This is a genomic window from Pseudomonas koreensis, from assembly GCF_024169245.1.
In the GTDB taxonomy this organism is placed as follows: Bacteria; Pseudomonadota; Gammaproteobacteria; order Pseudomonadales; family Pseudomonadaceae; genus Aquipseudomonas; species Aquipseudomonas koreensis_F.
This window is the reverse complement of the sequence record NZ_JALJWP010000001.1, coordinates 1171929-1197684: the sequence shown is the minus strand read 5'-3', so window position 1 is coordinate 1197684 and position 25756 is coordinate 1171929. Positions and strand designations below refer to the sequence as shown.

Genomic DNA, 25756 nt, shown 5'->3' with positions numbered 1-25756 from the left:
CACCTGTCAGCGTTGCGCTGCAGGTACGCCTTGCGGCGCAGTTTCAGTCTGGCCCGCCGCTGCTGGCGGGTTCACCGGCCAGGCGTTGCGATCCAGATCCAGATCGGCGAATTTGCTCGAATCAAATACTGGCTGTTTGACGCCGGCGCGGCGCTGCTCGTCGTAGTCGCGCATCACGCGCAGGCCGACCTTGAACAGCATGGCCAAGGCCACGAGGTTGACGAACGCCAGGCAGGTCATGGTGATGTCGGCGAAGGCGAACACCGTCGTCAGGTCCTGCATCGAACCCCACACCACCAGCGCGAGCACCAGGCCACGGAAAAGCATCAGCAGCGCGCGGTTGCGGCTGAGGAACTGCAAGCTGTTCTCGCCCAGGTAGTAGTTGTAGAGGATGCAGGTGAAGACGAACAGCGACAGCGCGACGCTGACGAACATGCGACCCCAGTCACCCACCACGGCAGCCAGCGAGTTCTGGGTCAGCACGATGCCGTCACCTTCGAAGCCCGGGGTGTAGAAGCCCGACAGCAGGATCAGCAGTGCGGTGCAGGTGCAGATCACAAAGGTGTCGAGGAACACGCTGAAAGCCTGGACCACGCCCTGCGCGCCCGGGTGCTTCACGGCGGCCACGGCAGCGACGTTCGGCGCACTGCCCAGACCCGCTTCGTTGGCGAACACGCCACGCTTCACGCCCATGACAATCGCGCTGCCGAGCAGACCGGCAAAGGCCGGGTCGAGGCCGAAGGCGCTCTTGAAAATGGTTTCCAGCATGGACGGCACATGTTCGATCTGGGTGCCGATCACGTACAGGGTCACGCCGATGTAGGCCAGGGTCTTGATCGGTACCAGCAGGTCGGAGACCGAAGCGATGCGCTTGATGCCGCCGATAAAGGTGATGGCCAACAGCACCGCCAGGACGATCCCGGTGTGGCGCGGATCGAAGTCGAAGGCGTTCTGCAGCGAGTGGGTCACGGTGTAGGACTGCAGGCCGATGAAGGCGAAACCGTAGGTGACCAGCAGCAGAACGGAGAACACTATCGCCATGCCTTTGAGCTTGAGCCCGTGCTGGATGTAGTAGGCCGGACCGCCACGGTACAGGCCGTCGCCATCGGCGCGCTTGTAGACCTGGGCCAGGGTGCACTCGAAGAAGCTGCTGGACATGCCGACCAGTGCGGTCACCCACATCCAGAACACCGCACCCGGACCACCGAGGGTCACGGCGATGCCGACACCGGCGATGTTGCCCGCACCGACGCGGCCGGCGAGGCTGAGCATCAAGGCCTGGAACGAGCTGAGTTGCCCGGCGCTGCCTTTGAGGCTGTCGCGGAACACCGCGAACATGTGGAAGAAATGACGCAGTTGAACGAAACGCGAGCGAATCGTGAAGTAGCTACCGAGCCCGACAATGAGCACGATCAGTACTTTCCCTGAGAGGAAGTCGTTGATGACTTCGAGCATGGATTTTTCCTCGCTGTTTTTTGTGGGTGCAAATGCTGGATCGGAGAAACATCGTGTTACACCGGTCTGCGCGCGGCACGACGGGTGAGGCGAAGGTTTCGTCCCGGATCCATATCGCGGGTTTTGTTATTAGTTCGGGTTTCGCATGGGTTATGGCCTCGTTCCCGACGACCGCTCACGCGAAGAGGGGCGGCACTATACCGATCAGTGGCGCGCCCGTCTGCACGGTAGTGGTGCAAGCGACGAAACGAAGCGTTGAAGCACCCGGCGTTACCGGCGCCGGGCTTTTGTAGGAGTGAGCCTGCTCGCGATGCAGGCGCTGCGGTTCTAATGGCACACCGCGTCATCGTTCATCGCGAGCAGGCTCACTCCTACAGAAGACGTTTGTCCTTCAAACAGTTAAAAAAAAGGGCTCGGGGACAAAATCCCCAAGCCCTCAAAAGGTGAGAGGTGTCTAGTCCCTCGACCTGGTGAGCGGTGCTGCAAGTTCGCGTCGGCTCAGGCTTTGAGCGGAACCAGACGCGGGGCGATCATGTTTTCCGGGCGCAGGATGTCGGCGAGCATGGCTTCGTCGAGCAGACCTTCTTCGCGCACCAGTTCCAGCACGCCACGGCCGCTTTCAAGGGCGATACGGGCGATGCGGGTGGCGTTCTTGTAGCCGATGTACGGGTTCAGTGCGGTGACCAGACCGATCGAGTGCTCGACCAGTTCACGGCAGCGCGCTTCGTTGGCGGTGATGCCGACGATGCAGTGCTCGCGCAGCATGTCCATGGCGCGTTGCAGCAGGCGGATCGAGTCGAGGATCTTGAAGGCGATCAGCGGCTCCATCACGTTCAACTGCAGTTGGCCGCCTTCGGCTGCCATGGTCAGCGCCAGATCGTTACCGATGACCTGGAACGCTACCTGGTTCACGGCCTCCGGGATCACCGGGTTGACCTTGCCGGGCATGATCGAGCTGCCTGGCTGACGCGCCGGCAGATTGATTTCATTGATGCCGGTGCGTGGGCCGCTGGACAGCAGGCGCAGGTCGTTGCAGATCTTCGACAGCTTGACCGCGGTGCGCTTGAGCATGCCGGAGAACAGCACGAAGGCGCCCATGTCGGAGGTCGCTTCGATCAGGTCGGCGGCCGGTACCAGCGGTTGGCCGCTGATCAATGCCAGACGTTGAACAGCCAATGCCTGATAACGCGGGTCAGCGTTGATGCCGGTGCCGATCGCGGTGCCGCCCAGGTTGACCTCGGTCAGCAGTTCCGGGGCCAGCGTCTTCAGACGCGCCAGGTCTTCGCCCATGGTGGTGGCGAAGGCACGGAATTCCTGGCCGAGGGTCATCGGCACGGCGTCTTGCAACTGGGTACGGCCCATTTTAAGGACATGATCGAACTCTTTGCCCTTGGCCGCAAAGGCCTGAATCAGGCTGTCGAGGCTGGCCAGCAGCGCATCGTGACCGAGCAGCAGACCCAGACGGATCGCCGTCGGGTAGGCGTCGTTGGTCGACTGCGCCATGTTCACGTCATCGTTCGGGTGCAGGTACTGGTATTCGCCTTTCTCGTGCCCCATCGCTTCCAGAGCAATGTTGGCGATCACTTCGTTGGCGTTCATGTTGGTGGAAGTACCGGCGCCACCTTGAATCATGTCGACCACGAATTCTTCGTGGTAATCGCCGCGGATCAATCGCGCACAGGCTTCGCTGATGGCAGCGTGCTTGGCTTCGCTCAGGTGACCCAGCTCGCGGTTGGCGTCAGCGGCGGCCTGTTTGACCATCGCCAGGCCCACAACCAGTTTCGGGTAATGCGAAATCGGAACGCCCGAGAGGCGGAAGTTGTTCACCGCTCGCAGGGTCTGGATGCCGTAATACGCATGGGCCGGGACTTCGAGGGCGCCAAGCAGGTCGGTTTCTGTGCGGAAAGATGCAGCGGAGGACATGATAGAAATCATCTCGATAAGGACCCGGTCTGTGCCGGAACGCTGCGAATGCTAGGCTTGTGGGGATTTTTGGGCCAATGCTGTTCAGCACTGCCCTATGCACATTCGGCATAATGCCCATGTGACGCCGTCTGTGCGGCAGACGTGTGACCTGTTTTGGTGCGTGCCCGGGAGGACGTGATGAATCTGGAAAGCAAATGGCTCGAGGACTTCAGTGCCCTGGCCGCCACTCGCAGCTTCTCGCAGGCGGCCGAACGGCGCTTCGTGACCCAGCCGGCGTTCAGTCGGCGGATCCGCAGCCTCGAAGCGGCGCTGGGGCTGACCCTGGTCAATCGCTCGCGCACGCCGGTCGAACTGACGGCGGCGGGGCAGTTGTTTCTGGTGACTGCGCGCACGGTGGTCGAACAGCTCGGTGAAGTGCTGCGCCATCTGCATCATCTGGAAGGCGGGCAGGGCGAGGTGATGCAAGTCGCGGCGGCGCACTCGCTGGCCCTGGGCTTTTTCCCGCGCTGGATCGCCCAGTTGCGCAACGAAGGACTGAACATCGCCACGCGGCTGGTGGCAACCAACGTTGGCGACGCCGTGCATGCGCTGCGCGAAGGTGGCTGCGATCTGATGCTGGCGTTCTACGACCCGGATTCGGCGATGCAGATGGACCCGGAAATCTTCCCCTCGCTGCACTTGGGCCAGACCGAGATGCTGCCGGTGTGCGCAGCGGATCTGGATGGCAAGCCGTTGTTCGATCTGGAAGGCGAGGCGAGCGTGCCGTTGCTGGCTTACAGCGCTGGGGCGTTTCTCGGTCGTTCAGTGAACGGCTTGCTGCGCCAGCGCCAGTTGCGCTTCACCACGATCTACGAAACCGCCATGGCCGACAGCCTGAAGAGCATGGCGCTGGAAGGCCTCGGTATCGCTTGGGTGCCGCAGCTGAGCGTACGCGCCGAACTGGCCCGCGGTGAGCTGGTGGTGTGCGGCGGCCCGCAGTGGCATGTGCCGCTGGAGATCCGCCTGTACCGCTGCGCCCTGGTGCGCAAGGCCAACGTCCGTCTGCTTTGGCGCAAGCTCGAAGGCGGCGCTGCACAAAACTCTTGAACACACCCGCAGCCCTGTGGGAGCGAGCCTGCTCGCGAAAGCGGTGTGTCAGACAACATAAATGCTGACTGATACTCCCTCTTCGCGAGCAGGCGCGCTCCCACAATGGAATTTGTGGTGTGTCTGTGCTGACCTTCAAGTCAATAAAACCGGGCCTTTCGCTCATTTGACAGATGGTCGTTTCGGGGGCTGTTTATTGCCTTCTTTGCGGTATACTGCGCGGCCTTCGGCCGGCACGTCCGGCCATTTTTCGTACAATCAAGCCACGCAACCTGCGTGGCTTGTTGTTTTATGACGCGCCTGCGGGCGCTCCAGAGAGAAGAGGCGCGACGATGAGTGCACTGGTTGGCGTGATCATGGGCTCCAAGTCCGATTGGTCCACCCTTAGCCACACCGCCGATATGCTGGAAAAGCTCGGCATCCCGTACGAGGTCAAGGTGGTTTCCGCCCACCGCACCCCGGATCTGCTGTTCCAGTACGCCGAAGAGGCTGAAAGCCGCGGCATCGAGGTGATCATCGCCGGTGCCGGTGGCGCAGCCCACCTGCCAGGCATGTGTGCGGCCAAGACGCACCTGCCGGTGCTGGGCGTGCCCGTGCAATCGGCGATGCTCTCGGGCGTCGATTCGCTGCTGTCGATCGTGCAGATGCCAGCGGGCATTCCGGTCGCTACCCTGGCCATCGGCAAGGCTGGCGCGATCAACGCAGCCCTGCTCTCGGCGAGCATCCTTGGCGCCAAGCACCCGCAGTTCCACGCGGTACTGAAAACCTTCCGTGCCGAGCAGACAGACAGCGTCCTGGACAATCCAGACCCACGTATTGCCTGAGGTTGTTGAGATGAAGATCGGTGTAATCGGTGGCGGCCAGTTGGGTCGCATGTTGGCCCTGGCGGGCACTCCGCTGGGGATGAACTTCGCTTTTCTCGACCCTGCGCCGGACGCCTGTGCGGCCGCACTGGGCGAACACCTGCGGGCCGATTACGGCGATCAGGATCATCTGCGCCAACTGGCCGATGAAGTCGATCTGGTGACCTTCGAATTCGAAAGCGTCCCGGCCGAAACCGTGGCGTTTCTTTCGCAATTCGTGCCGGTCTACCCGAGCGCCGAAGCCCTGCGCATTGCTCGTGACCGCTGGTTCGAAAAAAGCATGTTCAAGGACCTCGGCATTCCGACCCCGGCCTTCGCCGACATCCAGTCGCAAGCCGATCTGGAAGCCGCCGTCGCTTCCATCGGTCTGCCGGCCGTGCTGAAAACCCGCACCCTGGGTTACGACGGCAAGGGCCAGAAAGTCCTGCGCAAACCTGAAGACGTGGCGGGCACTTTCGCCGAACTGGGTAGCGTCGCCTGCCTGCTGGAAGGCTTCGTGCCGTTCACCGGCGAAGTGTCGCTGATCGCCGTGCGTGCCCGCGATGGCGAAACGAAGTTCTATCCACTGGTGCACAACACCCACGACAGCGGCATCCTCAAGCTGTCGGTGGCCAGCACCGATCACCCGTTGCAGGCGCTGGCGGAAGATTATTCCAGCCGTGTGCTCAAGCACCTCGACTACGTCGGCGTGATGGCTTTCGAGTTCTTTGAAGTCGACGGTGGCCTGAAAGCCAACGAAATCGCCCCGCGCGTGCACAACTCCGGCCACTGGACCACCGAAGGCGCCGAGTGCAGCCAGTTCGAAAACCACCTGCGTGCCGTGGCCGGCCTGCCGCTGGGTTCGACCGCCAAGGTCGGCGAGAGCGCGATGCTCAACTTCATCGGCGTAGTGCCGCCGGTGGAAAAAGTCATCGCCATCGAAGACTGCCATCTGCATCACTACGGCAAAGCTTTCAAGGCCGGACGCAAGGTCGGCCACGCCAACCTGCGTTGCGCCGACATGGCCACGCTGCAAGCGCAGATCATCAAGGTCGAAGCGCTGATCGCCGAGTAAAAGCGGTTTCATGTGGCAGCGGCGGAACCATTCAAGGGCCGCCGTTCTCTCATGGCAGGATGCCAAAGTCTGTCTAGGCTTTCGCATATCTACCAAATCAGAGGGAAATGCCATGGGAATTATCGGAACCATCTTTATCGGCTTGATCGTCGGCCTGCTGGCTCGGTTCCTGAAACCGGGCGATGACAGCATGGGCTGGATCATGACCATCCTGCTCGGTATCGGCGGTTCGCTGGCAGCCACCTACGGCGGCCAGGCTCTGGGCATCTATCAGGCGGGCGAGGGCGCGGGATTCCTCGGCGCACTGGTTGGCGCTGTCGTGTTGCTGGTGATCTACGGTCTGATCAAAAAGAACTGATCGAAAGCGACAAAGCCCTCTCGGCCATCGCGGCCGGGAGAGCTAGAATGCGCGGCAACTCACCGTTCATTCCTTTGCCTGCCGAGCACTTCATGCGCCGTCTTTTGTTGACTCTCCTCTTGCTGGGCAGCTATCTCGCCCACGCCGGCGAACTGCCGGAAACCGACTGGCTGGAACTGATGCCCAAGTCGGACCAGAAGGCCCTCGAGGCCATGCCGGAAATCGACCACAACTCCCCCGAGGCCACTGGCACCTTCACCGAGAAGGGCGGGATGAAGCAGGCCAAAGGTCTGCCGGCGGTGATGTATTCGACGAAAACCGTGGCGTCGATGAACGACAAGCACATTCGCATCGGCGGGTACCCGGTGCCGCTGGAATCCGATGCCAAGGGCCGCAGCACGCTGTTCTTCCTCGTGCCGTATCCGGGCGCCTGCATCCACGTGCCGCCACCGCCGCCGAATCAACTGGTGCTGGTGCGGTATCCGAAAGGTTTGAAGCTCGACGACATCTATACACCGCTCTGGGTGACCGGCACGCTGAAAATCGAAAAGGTCAGTAATGACCTGGCGGATGCGGCCTATGCGCTGGAAGCGGAGAAGGTGCGGGTAGTGGAGGAGGCTGACCTTTAAAGCAAAAGATCGCAGCCTTCGGCAGCTCCTACATGGAAAATGCATTCCAAATGTAGGAGCTGCCGAAGGCTGCGATCTTTTGATCTTAAAGCGGTTTGCTGGCGACGCTAACACCCATCGTATGGCGCGCACCCGGCGCCAGGGTCACCAGATCATCCATCACATTCGCCGTCTCGATGCACAGCATGCGCTGCCAGCCATCGTTGTCCATGTCGGGCAGCGCGGCGGCGCGGTCGATCCACGGGTTCCAGATCACGGCAGTGCGCGAGCCGGTAGAGGTCAGCACGATGCGTCGTTCCCAGGCCGGATCAACGATGCTCAGCTGCGGCGGAGCGTCGAGATAGATGCGATCGGTCTCGCCGCTGAAATGCAGATCGCCGCTCTGGCTGGCGGTGTTCCAGTCGTCCAGGGTCTCGATGTAATTCAAACCGGCCACGCCGTCGACATGCACATTGCGCACGTCACTCACGGCGAAATAGGTGTGCAGCGCCTGACTCAGTGTGACGGTGTCAGTACCACGGTTATGGCTGGTCAGGCTGTAATGCAGTTGATCCGCCAGATGCAGGGTCAAGGTCAGATCAACTTCGTGCGGCCAGCCCGGCAGGCCACCTTCCGGGTAGGGCAACTTGAACTCGACCTTGATGCCGTCAGCCTCTGATTCGATGTTGCCCAATTCCCAGTCCATCGCCCGCACCAGACCGTGGGCGGGGGCAGGTTGCTCGCCGGTGTACATGGCCTGCACGCTGCTCGGGTTGCGTTCGAATTTGCCGAACCACGGCCAGCACACCGGCACACCGGCGCGGATGCTTTTGCCGGTCTTGAATTCGGCCTTGTCGTTGAGCCAGATGATCGGCGGCTGGCCGTCGATCTGATAACTGAGGATGTGCGCGCCTTGCTGGGCCACCAGCACTTCGGCCTTGCCGTGGCGGATGCGCCAGCAGTTCAGTTCATCCTGTTTCACGGCTTCAACGTTGGGCGTGTTCATGGGCAACTCTCGATCAGACACTGGGGACGACTATCGACCGCAAAACGGCCGCGAGGTTTAACGCGCGCGTGGCGGCACCGAGCGGGTGCGACCGCTGCCGTCGATGGCGACGAAGACGAAAACCGCTTCGGTGACCTTGCGCCATTCGCTGGACAGTGGGTCATCGCTCCACACTTCGACCATCATCTGGATCGAGCTGCGGCCGATTTCCAGGGTCTGGGTATAAAAGGACAACTGCGCGCCGACGGCGACCGGCACCAGAAACGCCATGCGGTCGATGGCAACAGTGGCGACGCGGCCACCGGCAACACGGCTGGCCATGGCGGTGCCGGCCAGATCCATCTGCGCGACCAGCCAGCCGCCGAAAATATCGCCAAAGCCGTTGGTTTCGCGCGGAAGTGCGGTGATTTGCAGGGCCAGGTCGCCCTGTGGGATCGGATCTTCTTGTTCGAGCTCTATCATGCCGAGGGGCCTCTGACCCGTGACTCTTCGTGGGTATTGCGGGTGGTAGCCGTCTTCAAGAAAAACGATTCAACACCGAACACACTGCGTTCGTCACGTTTTCCATCAGGCGCCTAAAGGGAAACTCTGCGAAAAAGGCTAAATCCCGAGCAAAGGACGGGCCAACAACGTTTTCGCACAGTAACCTCTTACAAATCCTGCGCAGTTGGCGAGTATATCGGTCGATAGACCCCGCGACGACCACCCGGTTCTGATTTCGACCGTCAATTACGCACCTCTATGTGCTTTTTCGAACAATTTGCTATGGTGCCGAACCTGTCCAAGCCACCGCCAGCGTTGTTGTGGCGACAGATTCGACTATAAGAGAAGCCCTTGCCATGACCACAGCGCCTTCGAGCCTCGCGCAGCCCGAGCAACCCGCACGACCGTTGACCCGCAACGACTACAAGACTCTGTCGCTGTCCGCCCTTGGCGGGGCGCTGGAGTTTTACGATTTCATCATCTTCGTTTTCTTCGCCACCGTGGTCGGCAAGCTGTTCTTCCCGGCCGACATGCCCGAGTGGCTGCGCTTGATGCAGACCTTTGGCATTTTCGCTGCCGGCTATCTGGCGCGGCCGCTGGGCGGCATCGTCATGGCGCACTTCGGCGACCTGTTGGGGCGCAAGAAGATGTTCACCCTGAGCATTTTCATGATGGCCGTGCCGACCCTGATCATGGGCCTGCTGCCGACCTACGCGCAGATCGGCATCTGGGCGCCGATCCTGTTGCTGCTGATGCGGGTGATCCAGGGCGCGGCGATTGGCGGTGAAGTGCCGGGGGCGTGGGTCTTCGTTTCCGAACACGTACCGCAAAAGCACATCGGTTATGCCTGCGGCACGCTCACCAGCGGCCTGACGGCCGGCATCCTCCTCGGCTCGCTGGTCGCCACGGCGATCAACAGCATTTATACGCCAGCCGAAGTGTCGGATTACGCCTGGCGGATCCCGTTCCTGCTTGGCGGCGTGTTCGGCCTGTTCTCGGTGTATCTGCGCCGCTGGCTGCACGAAACCCCGGTATTCGCCGAACTGCAACTGCGCAAGGCACTGGCCGAAGAAGTGCCGCTGCGCGCGGTACTGCGTGACCACCGCGGCGCCATCGCCATCTCGATGCTGCTGACCTGGTTGCTCTCGGCCGGCGTCGTCGTAGTGATTCTGATGACTCCGACCGTGCTGCAAACGGTCTACCACTTCTCGCCAACCACGGCGCTGCAAGCCAACAGCCTGGCGATCGTCTTTCTCAGCCTCGGCTGCATTGGCGCCGGCGCACTGGCCGACCGCTTCGGCGCCGGTCGCGTATTCGTGTTCGGTTGCCTGGGCCTGCTGATCAGCTCCTGGACTTTCTACCACAGCCTCGCCGACCACCCGAACTGGCTGTTCCCGTTTTACGCACTGACCGGTTTGCTGGTCGGCACCATCGGCGCGGTGCCGTACGTAATGGTCAAGGCGTTCCCGCCGGTGGTGCGATTCAGCGGGTTGTCGTTTTCCTACAACGTCGCGTACGCAATCTTCGGTGGCTTGACGCCGATGGTGGTGAGTCTGCTGCTGAAGGAAAGCGCGATGGGGCCGGCTTACTATGTGGCGGTGTTGTGCGCGATGGGGATGGTGGTAGGGGCGTGGCTCTGGAAAAGAGGCCGCTGACTGGCACTTCACTACGGCTGTGGCTCTCGCCAGCGCGAGAGCCTTGCTTCACACTCACCAACCGGTAGCCGAGCGCCATGCTCAAGCATGTGAGCCAAGGAGTTCGCAGCATGGAGATGGTCGATCACTTGATGTTCAACCATCAAATCCAGTAACCACAGCGCACCGTGTACCTGTAATCCATCTCGTTGTGCCTGACGCCGCAACTTGCCGTCTCCGGTCAAGAGCGGTCGGCCTGTTTCCTGAGCGAGCAAGTAGCAAGACACGTCAGCCAGTGAGCTGTTGTTGTGCTCGATTTTCAGTCCGAAAAGTTTGAGCACCCCCGATTCGTCGAACGACTCAACGTTCAATCCTCGCTCAAGCAGTTCTTCATGAGGGAAGTCTGCGAGCTCCTGCATTACAAAGTCAGCGCAACAAAGGGTGAACGGCAGTTGAAACATCTGCTCCAGCAATCTGGCATTTCTGAAGTCAATCCATATATTCGTATCGCTGATGTAGATCAGACTCATGCATTCTCCAGTGAACCCAGGAAATTAGGGTCCAGTGCGCTCACTGGTTTGCGCAGAAGTTCAGCGGCTCTGGATTTACTGATCAACCCTTCGGCCAGAGCCCAGAATGCCAGCGATTCGAATCTTTGTGGTGGTTTGCATGGCAACGGCTCAGGTTCCGATTTGCGCCAGCCATTGGCACTGAATTGGATAGTCAGCGATTTGTAGCCGTTCTCGCTTAGAAGCCTCAGATCTTTGAGTCGTCTCAGCGCCGCGTGCATGGAGATGCCGTATTGGCGCTTGGCAATCAGTAACTCACGGGGGTGAACTCTGGATCGAGGATGGCTACCGAAATCACTGGTGACGCCTTTTGCCGGGTAAAGGAAGGCGCCCGCGAATCGATGGCAGCAATTTTCCTTGTCCTTCTCGGGCATATTTTCCGGTAATGCCATTACCCAGTGACCGAGCTCGTGAGCGGCAGTAAACCTGATTCTTTCGCCAGGGCGGTCCGCATTCAAAGCAATCAGCACGTGCTCGCCGTTGCCAGTGGCAGCACAGGCGCCGTCGAAATCGTCCGGGCCATGGAGCATCGCAACCTTGATACTGTGCTCTTCCAGTTGCTCGGTCAGGTTGGCGATCGGGTCGCTACCGATGCCCCAGAACTGGCGAAGCTCTTCAGCTGCCTGCTCGGCTTCATCGAGGCAGGAAACCTGAATCATTTGTGAGGGGGTCGCCGGGGTATAGATATCAGCGGGATTGAAACATTCCTCTAGTGCTATGTAGCGCTCGAGGTGTTCACGAATTTTCTCTTCCACCTGTGCCTGACGATATCTAGGCATCCTTGCCAGTTTGCGAAACTCCAGCGGCGCGAGCGCAATCGCATCGGCACGGAAGAAATACTCCGGGCTGACATGAAGAGCTTTGGCCAGTTGCAGCAGGCGAGTCGAGTTCGGAGTGCTCAACCCTTTTTCATATTTGCTCAGGGCTTGTTTGGTTATGTCGCCGAGCTGATCGGCCAAAGCCTCAAGAGTGAGGCCTTTTTGCAGGCGCGCGCGGCGAATACGGTCGTTTATCATGGGTTCCTCTCGTGGTTGACAAGACTATATTTTGTTAGTGATTTGTCAACTTCGAAAAGGTTTCTTCTTTTCTGCTGCGAGTGATGCTGGCCTTTCATCCAATTGTCATATTTCAGCCATAAAGTGTTCATATGGCCTGCCGATACTGGGCCCCGACTTAACACCCCCTATCTGCTAGGAGTAAGGCATGAAACTGAAGCGTTTGATGGCGGCAATGACTTTTGTCGCTGCTGGCGTTGCGACTGCCAACGCGTTCGCCGCTGTTGACCCTGCTATCCCGAGCTACACCAAGACCACTGGTGTGTCGGGCAACCTGTCCAGCGTCGGTTCCGATACCCTGGCCAACCTCATGACCTTGTGGGCCGAGAACTACAAAAAAGAATACCCGAACGTAAACATCCAGATTCAGGCTGCCGGTTCCTCCACCGCGCCACCTGCACTCACCGAAGGCACCGCCAACCTGGGCCCGATGAGCCGCAAGATGAAGGACAACGAGCTGCAGGCATTCGAGCAGAAGTACGGCTATAAGCCGACTGCGATCCCGGTTGCAGTGGATGCCCTGGCCGTGTTCGTGCACAAGGACAACCCGATCCAGCACCTGACCATGGAACAGGTTGACGCGATTTTCTCGTCGACCCGCCTGTGCGGCGCCAAGGCCGATGTGAAAACCTGGGGCGATCTGGGCGTGACCGGCGACCTGGCCAACAAGCCAGTGCAACTGTTCGGCCGTAACTCGGTTTCCGGCACCTACGGCTACTTCAAGGAAGAAGCTCTGTGCAAAGGCGACTACAAGCCAAACGTTAACGAACAACCAGGTTCGGCGTCGGTGGTGCAGTCGATCAGCAGCTCGCTTAATGGCGTCGGCTACTCGGGCATCGGCTACAAGACCGCTAGCGTGAAGACCGTCGCTCTGGCCAAGAAGGGCAGCACGGACTTCATCGAAGACACCGAAGAAAACGCTCTGAACGGCAAGTACCCGCTGTCGCGCTTCCTCTACGTTTACGTCAACAAGGCGCCGAACAAGCCTCTGGCACCGCTGGAAGCCGAGTTCGTCAAATTGATCCTGTCGAAACAGGGTCAGGAAGTCGTGGTCAAGGACGGCTACATCCCGCTGCCAGCCAAGGTTGCTGCAAAAGCACTGGCTGACCTCGGTCTGAAGGAAGGCGCTGAAGTCGCCAAGAAGTAACACCCTGGGGCCGGCCTGAAGCCGGACTCCCGTGGGAGCGAGCCTGCTCGCGAAAGCGGTGGATCAGTCAGCAGCGATGTTGCACATGACACCCCTTCACGAGCAGGCTCGCTCCCACAAACACGAATTTTCGACTCCGCTGCCGGGCCCTCCGAGTGGCGGATTTGCTGCGTCACTGCACTGTCATCTTTCTGTCATACAGGATCGCTAGGGTGTGCGCATGAATGATCTGGCCAATTCCCCAATGACTACGTCTTCCCCTCCCAAGCGCATTGATTTCAATACGCCTGAGCTGCAACGCAAGCGTCGCATTCGCGCGCTCAAGGATCGCTTCACCCGTTGGTATGTCCTCGTTGGCGGCCTGGCGGTGCTGGCAGCCATCACCCTGATTTTCTTCTTCCTCGCTTACGTCGTTGCGCCATTGTTTCAAGGTGCCGACCTGACCGCGAAAGATTCCATCACCCCGGCCTGGATGCAGGACGCCGGCAAGCCGCTGATGATCTCGCTCGAGGAGCAGAATCAGGTGGCCATGCGCGTCTCCGACAAGGGCCAGGCGCTGTTCTTCGACCTCGACAGTGGCGCTGAATTGAGACGCGTCGATCTGCCGCTGCCAGCGGGCGCAACCGTAACCTCGATTGGTGAAGATCAGCCGGGTCAGCCGCTGGTGGCCGTGGGCCTGTCCAACGGTAAGGCGCTGGTGTTCCGCCACACCTATAAGGTCAGCTACCCCGACGGCAAGAAAACCATCAGCCCGGCCATCGAATATCCGTATGGTGAGGCGCCGATCGCGCTGAATGAAAGCGGCGGTGCGTTGGAACATGTCAGCCTCAACGCCACCGATTCGACCCTGATACTGGTCGGCTCCACCGGTTCGCAACTCAACGTGCTATCGCTGACCAGCGAAGAAAACATGATGACCGGCGAAGTCACCAGCGAGCAGAAGCGTATCGATCTGCCGCAGATGACCGAACCGGTAAAAAACATCTTCGTCGACCCGCGCCAGCAATGGCTGTATGTGGTCAACGGGCGTGCCCAGGCCGACGTGTTCAGCCTGCGCGACAAGAGCCTCAACGGTCGCTACAAACTGCTGGAAAACGCTGATGCCGAAGTGACCGCGACCACGCAACTGGTGGGCGGCATCTCGCTGATCATCGGCGATTCCAAGGGCGGTCTGGCCCAGTGGTTCATGGCCCGCGACACCGATGGCGAGCAGCGTCTGAAGCAGATCCGCACCTTCCAGATGGGTACCACGGCAATCGTTGAAATCGCCGCCGAAGAACGCCGCAAAGGCTTTCTCGCCCTCGATGCCAGCGGCAAACTTGGCGTGTTCCACAGCACCGCACACCGTACTTTGCTGGTCGATCAGGTAGTTGAAGGTCAGGGCCTGTTCGGCCTGTCGCCGCGCGCCAACCGGGTGATCGTCGAAGCCGGCGCCAAGCTGCAACCGCTGCTGCTCGACAACCCCCATCCGGAAGTGTCATGGAGCGCGCTGTGGAGCAAGGTCTGGTACGAGAATTACGACGAGCCTAAATACGTCTGGCAATCCACGGCAGCCAACACCGATTTCGAACCGAAACTGAGCCTGTCGCCGCTGACTTTCGGTACTTTGAAAGCCGCGTTCTACGCGATGCTGCTGGCGGCGCCACTGGCCGTCGCTGCGGCAATTTACACCGCGTACTTCATGGCCCCGGGCATGCGTCGCAAGGTCAAACCGGTGATCGAGCTGATGGAAGCAATGCCGACAGTGATCCTCGGTTTCTTCGCCGGCCTGTTCCTCGCGCCATACGTAGAGGGCCATTTGCCGGGCATCTTCAGCCTGCTGATGCTGCTGCCGATCGGCATTCTGGTCGCCGGTTTCACCTTCAGCCGCCTGCCCGAGTCGATCCGCCTGAAAGTCCCGGACGGCTGGGAAAGCGCGCTGCTGATTCCGGTGATTCTGTTTGTGGGCTGGCTGTCGCTGTACATGAGCCCGTTCATGGAGAACTGGTTCTTCGGCGGCGACATGCGCATGTGGATATCCCATGACCTGGGCATCACCTACGACCAGCGCAACGCCCTGGTGGTCGGTCTGGCCATGGGCTTTGCGGTGATCCCGAACATCTACTCGATCGCCGAAGACGCCGTGTTCAGCGTGCCGCGCGGTCTCACTTTGGGTTCTCTCGCCCTTGGTGCGACGCCATGGCAGACCATGACTCGCGTGGTGATCCTCACCGCCAGCCCGGGCATCTTTTCGGCGCTGATGATCGGCATGGGCCGTGCGGTCGGCGAAACCATGATCGTGCTGATGGCCACCGGCAATACCCCGGTCATGGAGATGAACCTGTTCGAAGGCCTGCGCACGCTGGCCGCCAACGTCGCGGTGGAAATGCCCGAGTCGGAAGTCGGCGGCAGCCACTACCGCGTGCTGTTCCTCTCGGCGCTGGTGCTGCTGCTGTTCACCTTCGTCATGAACACCCTGGCAGAACTGATTCGTCAGCGTCTGCGCAAGAAATACTCGTCGCTTTAAGCAAAGGTAGAAGTCTGTGAAACAGAACTCCCTGAAAGGATGGTTCAAGAGCGGCGCCCCGGGCGTCTGGATCAGCGGTGGCGCAGTGTCCATCGCGGTCATCATGACCATTGGCCTGTTGGCGGTAATTGCCGTGCGCGGTCTCGGTCATTTCTGGCCGGCGGATCTGATTCACGCCCATTACGACGTGCCCGGCCAGGCCAACCACCTGATCGTCGGCGAAGTGGTGCAGAAAGAAGAAGTGCCGCGCGCACGTCTGAAGAGCGCCGGCCTGCCGGTGCCTGACGAAGGTCCGGAATTCATGACCCGCGAGCTGATCAAGGTCGGCAACCGTGACCTGAACGGCAACGACTTCACCTGGATCGTCGGCGAGTGGCTGACCAAGCAGACCACGCCGCCCGAGCTAATGGCGATCGAGCGTCGCGAGTGGGGCAATTTCTACGGCTACCTGGTCAACGTCAAACAGGACGGCAAGGTCATCGCCGAGGGCGAGGCCGCATGGCCCGAGCTGCAAGCGCGCATCGATCGTGTGAACGAGCTGGCTGCTCAGCTGAAGACGCTGGAAAAGTCTGATATCGGTGCGATCAACGCCGGCCTCGAACGCATCCGTCTGCACGGTCGCAAACTGGAGCTGGAAGGCAAGCTTGACGCCACCGCACAAGCGGACATGGCGTCCGAGCGCGCCGAGCTGGATGCTCGCTACAAAGACATCGAAGCACGCTTGGCTGACCTGCATGCGCAATTCAACCGCGACGCGTTGACCGCTCGCGATGCCAACGGCAAAGAGATTGAAATCGGTCTGGGCAAAGTGGTTCACGCCTACCAGCCGAACGCGATGAGCACCTTCACCAAGGTCGGTTTCTACTTCAGCAAGATCTGGGAATTCCTCTCCGATGACCCGCGTGAAGCCAACACCGAAGGTGGGATCTTCCCGGCGATCTTCGGCACCGTGATGATGACCCTGATCATGGCGATGATCGTCACCCCGTTCGGCGTGCTGGCGGCGGTGTACCTGCGCGAATACGCCAAGCAGAACACTCTGACGCGGATTATCCGTATCGCGGTCAACAACCTTGCCGGTGTTCCGGCCATCGTTTACGGCGTGTTCGGTCTGGGCTTCTTCGTCTACGTGCTGGGTGGTTCGGTCGACCGTTTGTTCTTCCCGGAAGCGCTGCCGGCGCCGACCTTCGGTACGCCGGGCCTGCTCTGGGCTTCGCTGACCCTGGCGCTGCTGGCGGTGCCGGTGGTGATTGTGGCGACCGAGGAAGGTCTGGCGCGTATCCCGCGCACCGTGCGTGAAGGCTCGTTGGCCCTCGGTGCGACCAAGGCTGAAACCCTTTGGAAGATTGTGATCCCGATGGCCAGCCCGGCCATGATGACCGGCATGATCCTCGCCGTGGCCCGCGCCGCCGGTGAGGTGGCGCCGCTGATGCTCGTGGGTGTGGTGAAACTGGCGCCGTCGCTGCCGGTGGACGGCAACTACCCGTACCTGCACCTGGATCAGAAGATCATGCACCTGGGCTTCCACATCTATGACGTCGGCTTCCAGAGCCCGAACGTCGAAGCCGCCCGCCCGCTGGTGTACGCCACCGCGCTGCTGCTGGTGCTGGTGATCGCAACGCTGAACCTGTCGGCGGTGTATATCCGCAACCACCTGCGCGAAAAATACAAAGCACTGGACAGCTAAGGACGACGCGAACCCTGTGGGAGCGAGCTTGCTCGCGAAGCTTTTTGACGGCTGCACTGGCCCCTTCGCGAGCAAGCTCGCTCCCACATTGAACTGCGTCCGTCGCGACATTGATGGAAACTGCAAAAGCAGTGTTCCGAACCGAATTTGTTAGCACAGGGAGCCTCCCATGCAGCACGAAACACACAGCCACGGCATCAACATGTCTGCCCTGGGCCGCGACAAGCAGAGCCTGAATCTGGCGCAGGAAACCGTTGCCATCGAAGTCCCGGGCCTGAGCCTGTACTACGGCGAGAAACAGGCGCTGTTCGACGTCAGCATGAATATCCCGAAGCAGCGTGTGACCGCGTTCATCGGTCCGTCCGGCTGCGGTAAGTCGACCTTGCTGCGCACCTTCAACCGGATGAACGATCTGGTCGACGGCTGCCGCGTCGAGGGCGCGATCAACCTGTACGGCAATAACATCTATCGCAAGGGCGAAGACGTTGCCGAGTTGCGTCGTCGCGTCGGCATGGTGTTCCAGAAGCCCAATCCGTTCCCGAAGACCATCTACGAAAACGTGGTCTACGGTCTGCGCATCCAGGGCATCAACAAGAAGCGCATTCTCGACGAAGCGGTCGAGTGGGCGTTGAAGGGCGCGGCTCTGTGGGACGAGGTCAAAGATCGCCTGCACGACTCGGCCCTTGGCCTTTCCGGTGGTCAGCAACAGCGTCTGGTGATCGCCCGCACCATCGCGGTCGAGCCGGAAGTGCTGCTGCTCGACGAGCCGTGCTCCGCTCTCGACCCGATCTCGACGCTGAAAGTCGAAGAGCTGATCTACGAGCTGAAGTCCAAGTTCACCATCGTCATCGTGACCCACAACATGCAACAGGCCGCGCGGGTTTCGGACTACACGGCGTTCATGTACATGGGCAAACTGGTGGAATTCGGCGACACCGATACCCTGTTCACCAATCCGGCGAAGAAGCAGACCGAAGACTACATCACCGGTCGTTATGGCTGACAGTTGCGGGTTATTCACAGAATTGACGCTGCGGCCCACCGCACCTTACCGGACGCTCCAAGGACGCCAACATGATTAGTAAAGAAGGCCTTACCCACCACATCTCCGCGCAGTTCAACGCTGAGCTCGAGGAAGTGCGCAGCCACCTCCTTGCCATGGGCGGGCTGGTCGAGAAGCAGGTCAACGACGCGGTGACGGCGCTGATCGAGGCCGACTCGGGTCTGGCTCAGCAGGTCCGTGAGATCGACGACCAGATCAATCAGATGGAACGCAACATCGACGAAGAATGCCTGCGCATTCTTGCCCGTCGTCAGCCGGCGGCGTCCGATCTGCGTTTGATCATCAGCATTTCCAAGTCGGTAATCGATCTTGAGCGTATCGGCGACGAAGCGACCAAGATCGCCCGCCGTGCCATCCAGTTGTGCGAAGAAGGCGAAGCGCCGCGTGGTTACGTCGAGGTTCGCCACATTGGCGATCAGGTGCGCAACATGGTTCGCGATGCGCTGGACGCTTTCGCGCGTTTCGACGCTGATCTGGCCTTGTCGGTGGCGCAGTACGACAAGATCATCGACCGCGAATACAAGACCGCTCTGCGCGAGTTGGCCACGTACATGATGGAAGATCCGCGCTCTATCTCGCGGGTGCTGAGCATCATCTGGGTCCTGCGTTCGCTGGAGCGCATCGGCGATCACGCACGCAACATCTCCGAGCTGGTGATCTACCTGGTGCGCGGCACCGATGTGCGGCACATGGGCCTCAAGCGCATGAAGGAAGAAGTTGAAGGCACAAGTGCCGAAACCGCTAATGTTCCGGGCGAAGCTGACGATAAGTAAGATTGCCTGAGAAAAGCGCCCGGCCCTCTGGCCGGGCGTTTTTGTTTCTGCTTTTCAAAGGCGGACGCGAATTAAAGCGAATCAAAAAGCAGCACCCGCGAACGAAAAGTCCCGGCGTGACTGAAGAGTTTTGGCAATGTGCCATCAGCCAGCGTTATGCTTGCCGGGATTTTAATAGGGGTGTTGGATGAGCAAGATCAGTGTGTTGGTCGTGGACGACGCTTCGTTCATTCGTGACCTGGTGAAAAAGTGCCTGCGTAATTACTTCCCGGGGATCCGCACCGAGGACGCCATCAACGGCAAAAAAGCCCAGGCCATGCTGGCCAGAGAGGCGTTTGACCTGGTGCTCTGCGACTGGGAAATGCCGGAAATGTCCGGTCTTGAACTGCTGACCTGGTGCCGCGAGCAGGACAACCTCAAGACCATGCCCTTCATCATGGTGACCAGCCGTGGCGACAAGGAAAACGTCGTACAGGCGATTCAGGCCGGCGTTTCCGGCTACGTCAGCAAGCCGTTCACCAACGAGCAGTTGCTGACCAAGGTCAAGCAGGCGCTGAACAAGGTCGGCAAGCTCGACACCCTGATGAACAGCGCGCCGACCAAGATGAACTCGGCGTTCGGCAACGATTCCCTGAGCGCACTGACCGGTGGCAAGCCTGCCGTGGTTGGCGGTGCTCCGGCTGCCGCTGCGGCCAACCCGTTTGCCAAGCCTGCCGCTGCAGCTCCGGCAGCCGCCGCTGCGCCATCGCGCGGTTTGCTCAACAGCCCGCCAGTGCAGGCGCCCGGTGCATCCAAGGCGCCGGTGGGCGGTCGCGGTCAGGGCCAGTTGCGGTTGCCGAGCGGTACCCAGCAATGCGTGATCAAAGCGTTGAGCATCAAGGAAGCGTTGCTGGTGGTGAAGCGCACCGAGACCCTGCCGCAGATCCTCGACAGCGCCGTGCTCGATCTTGAGCAGGGTGACAACGCCGAGATCGCCCGCCTCAATGGTTACCTGCACGCCATCGTCGCCCACGAGCAAAAGGCCGACAGCGACTGGCTGCAACTGACCTTCCGCTTCGTCGACCAGGACGCGCAGAAGCTAGACTACATCTCGCGCCTGATCGCCCGTGGGACGGCGCAGAAGCATTTCGTGCCTGGCGCCTGATCTTCTTCGCCTGAGACACCGCCTTCGCGAGCAAGCTCGCTCCCACAGAGATCACACCGAACCTGTGGGAGCGAGCCTGCTCGCGAAGGGGCCATCAAAAGCACTACCCATCTCCCGCTCCTGCCAATTTGAAACATCTGTCGACTAGCCTGGTCTGTCTCAGCTGCTAGGCTGATTCCCAGGCCTCCCTTCGACAGACTTTTGCCCATGCTCGCGCGCCTGCTGTTTTTCTGCGGTCTCTGCCTGGCCTCCCAGTTGGCGATGGCCATGACCATTTACAAATCCACCGACGCCAACGGCGTGGTCTCGTACAGTGACCGCCCGAGCAAAGGCGCGAAAGTGTTCGTGTTTCAGGATCGCATGGTCGAGCGTCTCGACCGTCAGGTGTACCTGGACATCAAGAAGCAGAAGGGCGTCGATGTGGTGTTTGCGCGCAACGATCTGTACGCGCCGGTCGAGGTTGCCCTGGCATTCATCGGCACGAGCAATGTGCGCGGGGCCCCAGCGCAGGCGATCCGTCGCGTGCTGCCACCGCGCAGCAACACGCGGCTGGCGCTGCTGACGGCGATCAGCCGCGACCAGCCGCTGGTGTATTCGCCGCAGTTCCAGTATTCGCTGGGCGACCCCTCAGGCACGGCGCAGAGCTATCGCTATCCGCTGCCCTGGCGTGGCGGGCCGTTTCGCCTGAGCCAGGGCGCCAACGGCCAGTACAGCCACTACGGGCCGAAGAATCGCTACGCCATGGACATCGCCATGCCGGTGGGCACGCCGATCATCGCGGCGCGAGCGGGGGTGGTGGTGAAGACCGAGAATTCCCAGAGCGGGCGCGGCACCGATGCGTCCGGCAATTTCGTCCGGGTGCTGCACGATGACGGCACCATGGGCGTGTACCTGCATCTGAAACAGGGCTCGGTGAGTGTGCGCGAAGGGCAGCGGGTCAAGGTCGGCAGCCCGCTGGCGCTGTCGGGCAATACCGGCAACAGCAGCGGCCCGCACTTGCACTTCGTGGTGCAGCGCAATACCGGCGAAGGGCTGGTGTCGATTCCGTATCAGTTTGTGCAGCCGCTGGGGGCGTTGCCCAACTTTGCGTTGGGCAAACAGTGATGAGGTGACCGTGCTGGCCCCTTCGCGAGCAAGCTCGCTCCCACAGATGAAACGTATTCCAATGTGGGAGCGAGCTTGCTCGCGAAAGGCGCGGCGCGGTGCAGGATCAGCGTATCAATCGAGCATCAACACCTTGGCCAGGACAATCTTCGGCCCTTTCATCTTCTTGATGATGATCCGCAGGCCTTCGACTTCCAGCACTTCTTCCTCTTCCGGCACCCGTTTCAGGGTTTCGTAGACCAGCCCGGCGAGGGTTTCCGCTTCGATGTGATCCAGATCGATGCCAAGCAGGCGCTCGACCTTGAACAACGGCGTATCGCCACGCACCAACAGCTTGCCCGGCTGATAGGCGAGAATGCCGCGCTCAGCCTTGCGGTGTTCGTCCTGGATATCGCCGACCAGCACTTCCAGCACGTCTTCCATGGTCAGGTAGCCGATGATGTTGCCATCAGCCTCCTCGACCACGGCGAAGTGCGATCCGCCCTTGCGGAACTGTTCCAGCAGCTGCGACAGCGGCATGTGCCGCGATACGCGCTCCAGCGGGCGGGTCAGCTCGGCCAGGTTGAACGACTCGGGAATGTGGTCCAGCGCCGCCAGCTCCAGCAGCAGATCCTTGATGTGCAGCAGGCCGACGAACTCCTGGCGCTCGCTGTCGTACACCGGGTAACGGCTGAACTTGTGGCGACGGAACATCGCCAGGATTTCCTTCAGCGGCGCATTGAATTCCAGGGTGATCAGGTCTTCCCGGGAGTTGGCCCAGTCGACCACTTCCAGCTCGCCCATTTCCACCGCCGATGCCAGTACGCGCATGCCCTGATCGCTCGGATCCTGGCCGCGGCTGGAGTGCAGGATCAGTTTCAGTTCTTCGCGGCTGTAATGGTGTTCATGGTGCGGGCCGGGTTCACCTTGCCCTGCAATGCGCAGAATCGCGTTGGCGCTGGCGTTGAGCAGGTAGATCGCCGGGTACATGGCCCAGTAGAACAGGTACAGCGGCACCGCCGTCCACAGCGACAGCAGCTCGGGTTTGCGGATCGCCCACGACTTGGGCGCGAGCTCACCGACGACGATGTGCAGGTACGAAATGATGAAGAACGCGGTGAAGAACGACACGCCTTTGATGATCTCGGGCGAATCGACGCCGACTGCGCTCAGCAGCGGTTCGAGAATATGCGCGAACGCCGGCTCGCCGACCCAGCCCAGGCCGAGGGAGGCGAGGGTGATGCCGAGCTGGCACGCCGACAGGTAGGCATCGAGCTGACTGTGCACGGTGCGCAGGATATGCCCGCGCCAGCCGTGCTGTTCAGCGATGGCCTCGACCCGGGTCGAGCGCAGTTTGACCATGGCGAATTCCGCCGCAACGAAAAAACCGTTGAGCAAAACCAGGATCAGAGCAAAAAGGATCATGCCGAAGTCGGCAAAAATGGTTGCGAGGGACAAGCCAGGGGAAGGGTCCATGATGGAGTTTTGCGGGTTCCGTGTGATTCGAAAGTAGGGAAAAACAGCGCCTGAAAGGCAGGCACAAGTCAGCCAATGTAGCGGCTGACCGGACGATTGCCTAGTGGCGTGTGCCGGGCGGCATCACTCGGCGGCGCTGATCACCCGTGCGCTGGCCACCTGGGCCGGGGCGAAATGGCAGGTGAACGTGCTGCCGTGGCCGGGCACGCTGCTGATCTCCATGCGCGCGCGGTGGCGCAACAACACGTGCTTGACGATGGCCAGGCCGAGGCCGGTGCCGCCGGTGTTGGAGTTGCGACTGGAGTCCACACGGTAGAAGCGTTCGGTCAGGCGCGGCAGGTGTTTGCTGTCGATGCCGATCCCCGAATCCTGCACGCTCAGGTGCGCGCCCTGATCGTCGCCCCACCAGCGAATGCGGATGTTGCCCTCGGCCGGGGTGTACTTGACCGCGTTGAACACCAGATTGGAAAACGCACTGCGCAGTTCGGCCTCGCTGCCCTTGAGCACCAGGCGGGCGTCGGCTTCCAGCGTGATGTGCTGGTTTTTCGCGCCGGACAACTGCTGCGCATCGCTGGTGATCGATTGCAGCAAAGTGTCGATCTGCACCGGCTGGTTGTCGGACGGGTAATCGGTGGCTTCCAGCTTGGCCAGCAGCAACAAATCGTTGAGCAACGTCTGCATGCGCCCGCCCTGTTGCTGCATCTGCTGCAGGGCACGGCTCCAGCGCGGGTTCACCTCTTCGACATTGTCGAGCAGGGTTTCCAGGTAACCGCAGATCACTGTCAGCGGCGTACGCAATTCGTGGGAGACGTTGGCGATGAAATCCTTGCGCATCTGTTCCAGCTGATGGATGCGCGTGACATCGCGGACCAGCATCAAATGTTCGTTGTTGCCGTAGCGGGTCAGGTACAGCTGAATGCGCACCCGATCATTGGTCGGCGAGGGAATTTCCAGCGGCTCGGCGAAGCTGTCCTGCTCGAAGTATTCCTTGAAGCGTGGATGGCGCACCAGGTTGGTCACCGGTTGGCCGCTGTCCTGTGGGGTCTTGAGGCCGAGCAGGGTTTCGGCGGCGCGGTTCCACCATTCCAGATTGCCGTCGCTGTCGAGCATGATCACTGCATCTTTCAGCGCGGCGGTGGATTCCTGTACCCGGTCGATGACCGCTTGCAGACGCCCGCGCACCCGTTGGTCGCGGCGTTGCAGATGGTAGATGCTGTCGAAGACCTCGCCCCACAGGCCATAGCCATCGGGCGGCGCTTCATCGGGTTGGTGCTGGCGCAGCCATTCGTGCAGACGCAGCAATTGCTTGAGCGTCCAGGCCAGATAAAGGCCCAGACCGGCCGCAAGGCTCCAGCCGTAATAGCCGGTGATCAGGCCGATCACCAGGCAGGCGGTGACCAGCAACAGCATGTGGCGAATCAGGGTGCCATGCCAGTTTTGATTCACAGTCGATACGGTCCTTGTCAGCGAGTCTGGCGGGCGGATCAGGCTTTGGTCGAGAACCGGTAGCCGGTGCCGCGCACGGTTTGTACCAGATTTTCGTAAGCGTCGCCGAGGGCCTTGCGCAGGCGGCGAATGTGCACGTCGACGGTGCGCTCTTCGACATAGACGTTGCCGCCCCAGACCTGGTCGAGCAACTGGCCACGGGTGTAGGCGCGTTCCTGATGGGTCATGAAGAATTGCAGCAGGCGGTATTCGGTCGGGCCCATCTCGGCGGGTTTGCCGTCGATGGTCACGCGGTGGCTGATCGGGTCGAGCAGCAGGCCACCGACTTCGATCGGCGCTTCGCCATCGGTGGGGCCGGCGCGGCGCAGCACGGCTTTGAGGCGGGCGACCAGTTCACGGGGGGAAAACGGTTTGGTGATGTAGTCGTCGGCACCGACTTCCAGGCCCTGGATCTTGTTGTCCTCTTCGCCCTTGGCGGTGAGCATGATGATCGGGATGTCCCCGGTCAGCTCGTCACGCTTGAGGCGCCGGGCCAGTTCGATGCCGGAAGTGCCGGGCAGCATCCAGTCGAGCAGGATCAGATCCGGCTTGCGGTCGACGATGATGGCGTGGGCCTGCTGTGAGTTCTCTGCCTCGAGGCAGTCATAGCCGGCCATTTCCAACGCCACGGCGATCATTTCGCGAATGGGCGCTTCGTCGTCGACGATCAGAATGCTCCTGCCAACCATGCCTTAATCCTCTTGTCATTTAACTGTCTTGCGCCGCATTAGATAACGGAATTATTGCAGTCGTGTGACAGTATTTCAGAGTGGCGGCGTTTGTGCTGATCCTGAACTAAGCTCCAAGTCCGAATCCTGACAACCACAAAAGAAGGTTTCCATGACTCAGATGACTGCTTCTTTCAAATCCCTGCTGATGGCCGCCGCCCTGACACTGCCGGGCCTGGCCATGGCGGCCGATCCGGCGATGGAGAAGGACGGCATGTACACCGATCACAAGGGCATGACCCTGTACACTTTCGCCAAGGACTCCGCTGGCAAGTCTGCCTGCAACGACAAATGCGCAACGAACTGGCCACCGCTGAAGGCTGAGGCCGGCGACAAATCCATGGGCGACTGGACGGTGATCAAGCGTGACGACGGTACGATGCAGTGGGCCTACCAAGGCATGCCGCTGTACACCTTCGTAATGGACAAAAAGGCCGGCGACATGACCGGCGACGGCAAAATGGACGGCGCCTGGAAAGTCGCCAAGGCCAAGTAACCACGGTCCCCTTGTAGGAGTGAGCCTGCTCGCGATAGCGGTGTGTCAGTCGATACTTTCGTTAACGGACA

At 60.7% G+C, this 25756-nt stretch carries 23 protein-coding genes; 14 read left to right on the top strand and 9 right to left on the bottom strand.

Annotated features, from left to right (window positions below):
• Positions 1 to 6: 6 nt before the first annotated feature.
• Together J2Y90_RS05605 and aspA are read right to left on the bottom strand one after the other, a co-directional pair.
• Positions 7 to 1455: an alanine/glycine:cation symporter family protein gene (locus tag J2Y90_RS05605; RefSeq protein ID WP_253497304.1), complete on the bottom strand. Its 1449-nt coding sequence runs from the start codon at positions 1453 to 1455 to the stop codon at positions 7 to 9.
• A 498-nt stretch (positions 1456 to 1953) separates the two neighbouring features.
• Complete coding sequence (gene aspA / locus J2Y90_RS05600) at positions 1954 to 3378, bottom strand: aspartate ammonia-lyase (RefSeq protein WP_016772472.1); 1425 nt, start codon at positions 3376 to 3378, stop codon at positions 1954 to 1956.
• A 180-nt stretch (positions 3379 to 3558) separates the two neighbouring features.
• On the opposite strand from aspA, the gene J2Y90_RS05595 reads away from it, so the two are divergent.
• The 5 genes from J2Y90_RS05595 to J2Y90_RS05575 all read left to right on the top strand — a co-directional run bounded on the left by J2Y90_RS05595 (position 3559) and on the right by J2Y90_RS05575 (position 7371).
• Complete coding sequence (locus tag J2Y90_RS05595; RefSeq protein WP_123417696.1) at positions 3559 to 4467, top strand: LysR substrate-binding domain-containing protein; 909 nt, start codon at positions 3559 to 3561, stop codon at positions 4465 to 4467.
• A 332-nt stretch (positions 4468 to 4799) separates the two neighbouring features.
• Positions 4800 to 5291, top strand: coding sequence for a 5-(carboxyamino)imidazole ribonucleotide mutase (purE, locus tag J2Y90_RS05590; RefSeq protein WP_007920220.1), 492 nt, complete (start codon positions 4800 to 4802; stop codon positions 5289 to 5291).
• Between the two features lie 10 nt (positions 5292 to 5301).
• Positions 5302 to 6384, top strand: coding sequence for a 5-(carboxyamino)imidazole ribonucleotide synthase (locus tag J2Y90_RS05585; RefSeq protein ID WP_042608067.1), 1083 nt, complete (start codon positions 5302 to 5304; stop codon positions 6382 to 6384).
• 112 nt (positions 6385 to 6496) lie between these two features.
• On the top strand, positions 6497 to 6742 hold the full coding sequence (locus J2Y90_RS05580) for a GlsB/YeaQ/YmgE family stress response membrane protein (RefSeq protein WP_016772475.1): 246 nt from the start codon (positions 6497 to 6499) through the stop codon (positions 6740 to 6742).
• A 92-nt stretch (positions 6743 to 6834) separates the two neighbouring features.
• The gene (locus tag J2Y90_RS05575) at positions 6835 to 7371 is read left to right on the top strand and encodes a DUF3299 domain-containing protein (protein ID WP_253505070.1); all 537 of its coding nucleotides are present in this window, start codon (positions 6835 to 6837) and stop codon (positions 7369 to 7371) included.
• 85 nt (positions 7372 to 7456) lie between these two features.
• On the opposite strand, the gene J2Y90_RS05570 is transcribed toward J2Y90_RS05575, so the two are convergent.
• Both J2Y90_RS05570 and J2Y90_RS05565 read right to left on the bottom strand, forming a co-directional pair.
• On the bottom strand, positions 7457 to 8356 hold the full coding sequence (locus J2Y90_RS05570; protein WP_253497302.1) for a D-hexose-6-phosphate mutarotase: 900 nt from the start codon (positions 8354 to 8356) through the stop codon (positions 7457 to 7459).
• Positions 8357 to 8413: 57 nt separating this feature from the next.
• On the bottom strand, positions 8414 to 8818 hold the full coding sequence (locus J2Y90_RS05565; protein ID WP_003229628.1) for an acyl-CoA thioesterase: 405 nt from the start codon (positions 8816 to 8818) through the stop codon (positions 8414 to 8416).
• Between the two features lie 377 nt (positions 8819 to 9195).
• Here J2Y90_RS05565 and J2Y90_RS05560 point away from each other — a divergent pair, with 377 nt between their 5' ends.
• Complete coding sequence (locus J2Y90_RS05560) at positions 9196 to 10494, top strand: MFS transporter (RefSeq protein WP_253497300.1); 1299 nt, start codon at positions 9196 to 9198, stop codon at positions 10492 to 10494.
• A gap of 11 nt (positions 10495 to 10505) precedes the next feature.
• Here the strand turns inward: J2Y90_RS05560 and J2Y90_RS05555 are convergent, their stop codons facing one another.
• Positions 10506 to 11003, bottom strand: a complete 498-nt coding sequence (locus J2Y90_RS05555) for a type II toxin-antitoxin system VapC family toxin (RefSeq protein ID WP_253497298.1) — start codon at positions 11001 to 11003, stop codon at positions 10506 to 10508.
• Complete coding sequence (locus tag J2Y90_RS05550) at positions 11000 to 12058, bottom strand: helix-turn-helix domain-containing protein (protein ID WP_253497296.1); 1059 nt, start codon at positions 12056 to 12058, stop codon at positions 11000 to 11002. The genes J2Y90_RS05555 and J2Y90_RS05550 overlap by 4 nt, the downstream gene beginning before the upstream one ends.
• A gap of 187 nt (positions 12059 to 12245) precedes the next feature.
• Here J2Y90_RS05550 and J2Y90_RS05545 point away from each other — a divergent pair, with 187 nt between their 5' ends.
• The 7 genes from J2Y90_RS05545 to J2Y90_RS05515 all read left to right on the top strand — a co-directional run bounded on the left by J2Y90_RS05545 (position 12246) and on the right by J2Y90_RS05515 (position 21521).
• Positions 12246 to 13244, top strand: coding sequence for a phosphate ABC transporter substrate-binding protein PstS (locus J2Y90_RS05545; protein ID WP_253497294.1), 999 nt, complete (start codon positions 12246 to 12248; stop codon positions 13242 to 13244).
• Between the two features lie 220 nt (positions 13245 to 13464).
• Positions 13465 to 15750: an ABC transporter permease subunit gene (locus J2Y90_RS05540; protein WP_253497292.1), complete on the top strand. Its 2286-nt coding sequence runs from the start codon at positions 13465 to 13467 to the stop codon at positions 15748 to 15750.
• 16 nt (positions 15751 to 15766) lie between these two features.
• The gene (gene pstA / locus J2Y90_RS05535) at positions 15767 to 17437 is read left to right on the top strand and encodes a phosphate ABC transporter permease PstA (protein WP_253497290.1); all 1671 of its coding nucleotides are present in this window, start codon (positions 15767 to 15769) and stop codon (positions 17435 to 17437) included.
• Positions 17438 to 17606: 169 nt separating this feature from the next.
• Complete coding sequence (gene pstB, locus J2Y90_RS05530; protein ID WP_252879120.1) at positions 17607 to 18440, top strand: phosphate ABC transporter ATP-binding protein PstB; 834 nt, start codon at positions 17607 to 17609, stop codon at positions 18438 to 18440.
• 71 nt (positions 18441 to 18511) lie between these two features.
• Entirely contained in the window at positions 18512 to 19273 is a 762-nt protein-coding gene (gene phoU / locus J2Y90_RS05525; protein ID WP_016772483.1) for a phosphate signaling complex protein PhoU, read from the top strand.
• Between the two features lie 187 nt (positions 19274 to 19460).
• Positions 19461 to 20417 (top strand): response regulator, encoded by a 957-nt coding sequence (locus tag J2Y90_RS05520; protein ID WP_253497288.1) that lies wholly within the window; start codon positions 19461 to 19463, stop codon positions 20415 to 20417.
• Positions 20418 to 20624: 207 nt separating this feature from the next.
• Positions 20625 to 21521 (top strand): peptidoglycan DD-metalloendopeptidase family protein, encoded by an 897-nt coding sequence (locus J2Y90_RS05515; protein ID WP_253497286.1) that lies wholly within the window; start codon positions 20625 to 20627, stop codon positions 21519 to 21521.
• Between the two features lie 114 nt (positions 21522 to 21635).
• Here the strand turns inward: J2Y90_RS05515 and J2Y90_RS05510 are convergent, their stop codons facing one another.
• The 3 genes from J2Y90_RS05510 to phoB form a co-directional block, all read right to left on the bottom strand.
• Positions 21636 to 22976: a hemolysin family protein gene (locus tag J2Y90_RS05510; RefSeq protein WP_016772486.1), complete on the bottom strand. Its 1341-nt coding sequence runs from the start codon at positions 22974 to 22976 to the stop codon at positions 21636 to 21638.
• Between the two features lie 123 nt (positions 22977 to 23099).
• Positions 23100 to 24386, bottom strand: a complete 1287-nt coding sequence (gene phoR, locus J2Y90_RS05505; RefSeq protein WP_253505067.1) for a phosphate regulon sensor histidine kinase PhoR — start codon at positions 24384 to 24386, stop codon at positions 23100 to 23102.
• Between the two features lie 74 nt (positions 24387 to 24460).
• Entirely contained in the window at positions 24461 to 25150 is a 690-nt protein-coding gene (gene phoB / locus J2Y90_RS05500; protein ID WP_007896474.1) for a phosphate regulon transcriptional regulator PhoB, read from the bottom strand.
• Between the two features lie 151 nt (positions 25151 to 25301).
• On the opposite strand from phoB, the gene J2Y90_RS05495 reads away from it, so the two are divergent.
• Positions 25302 to 25685 (top strand): COG4315 family predicted lipoprotein, encoded by a 384-nt coding sequence (locus J2Y90_RS05495; RefSeq protein ID WP_253497284.1) that lies wholly within the window; start codon positions 25302 to 25304, stop codon positions 25683 to 25685.
• Positions 25686 to 25756: the final 71 nt, after the last annotated feature.

Coding starts and splice junctions, on each gene's coding strand:
- J2Y90_RS05605 (WP_253497304.1), bottom strand. CDS start 1,455: ATGCTCGAAGTCATCAACGACTTCCTCTCAGGGAAAGTACTGATCGTG.
- aspA (WP_016772472.1), bottom strand. CDS start 3,378: ATGTCCTCCGCTGCATCTTTCCGCACAGAAACCGACCTGCTTGGCGCC.
- J2Y90_RS05595 (WP_123417696.1), top strand. CDS start 3,559: ATGAATCTGGAAAGCAAATGGCTCGAGGACTTCAGTGCCCTGGCCGCC.
- purE (WP_007920220.1), top strand. CDS start 4,800: ATGAGTGCACTGGTTGGCGTGATCATGGGCTCCAAGTCCGATTGGTCC.
- J2Y90_RS05585 (WP_042608067.1), top strand. CDS start 5,302: ATGAAGATCGGTGTAATCGGTGGCGGCCAGTTGGGTCGCATGTTGGCC.
- J2Y90_RS05580 (WP_016772475.1), top strand. CDS start 6,497: ATGGGAATTATCGGAACCATCTTTATCGGCTTGATCGTCGGCCTGCTG.
- J2Y90_RS05575 (WP_253505070.1), top strand. CDS start 6,835: ATGCGCCGTCTTTTGTTGACTCTCCTCTTGCTGGGCAGCTATCTCGCC.
- J2Y90_RS05570 (WP_253497302.1), bottom strand. CDS start 8,356: ATGAACACGCCCAACGTTGAAGCCGTGAAACAGGATGAACTGAACTGC.
- J2Y90_RS05565 (WP_003229628.1), bottom strand. CDS start 8,818: ATGATAGAGCTCGAACAAGAAGATCCGATCCCACAGGGCGACCTGGCC.
- J2Y90_RS05560 (WP_253497300.1), top strand. CDS start 9,196: ATGACCACAGCGCCTTCGAGCCTCGCGCAGCCCGAGCAACCCGCACGA.
- J2Y90_RS05555 (WP_253497298.1), bottom strand. CDS start 11,003: ATGAGTCTGATCTACATCAGCGATACGAATATATGGATTGACTTCAGA.
- J2Y90_RS05550 (WP_253497296.1), bottom strand. CDS start 12,058: ATGATAAACGACCGTATTCGCCGCGCGCGCCTGCAAAAAGGCCTCACT.
- J2Y90_RS05545 (WP_253497294.1), top strand. CDS start 12,246: ATGAAACTGAAGCGTTTGATGGCGGCAATGACTTTTGTCGCTGCTGGC.
- J2Y90_RS05540 (WP_253497292.1), top strand. CDS start 13,465: ATGAATGATCTGGCCAATTCCCCAATGACTACGTCTTCCCCTCCCAAG.
- pstB (WP_252879120.1), top strand. CDS start 17,607: ATGCAGCACGAAACACACAGCCACGGCATCAACATGTCTGCCCTGGGC.
- phoU (WP_016772483.1), top strand. CDS start 18,512: ATGATTAGTAAAGAAGGCCTTACCCACCACATCTCCGCGCAGTTCAAC.
- J2Y90_RS05520 (WP_253497288.1), top strand. CDS start 19,461: ATGAGCAAGATCAGTGTGTTGGTCGTGGACGACGCTTCGTTCATTCGT.
- J2Y90_RS05515 (WP_253497286.1), top strand. CDS start 20,625: ATGCTCGCGCGCCTGCTGTTTTTCTGCGGTCTCTGCCTGGCCTCCCAG.
- J2Y90_RS05510 (WP_016772486.1), bottom strand. CDS start 22,976: ATGGACCCTTCCCCTGGCTTGTCCCTCGCAACCATTTTTGCCGACTTC.
- phoR (WP_253505067.1), bottom strand. CDS start 24,386: ATGCTGTTGCTGGTCACCGCCTGCCTGGTGATCGGCCTGATCACCGGC.
- phoB (WP_007896474.1), bottom strand. CDS start 25,150: ATGGTTGGCAGGAGCATTCTGATCGTCGACGACGAAGCGCCCATTCGC.
- J2Y90_RS05495 (WP_253497284.1), top strand. CDS start 25,302: ATGACTCAGATGACTGCTTCTTTCAAATCCCTGCTGATGGCCGCCGCC.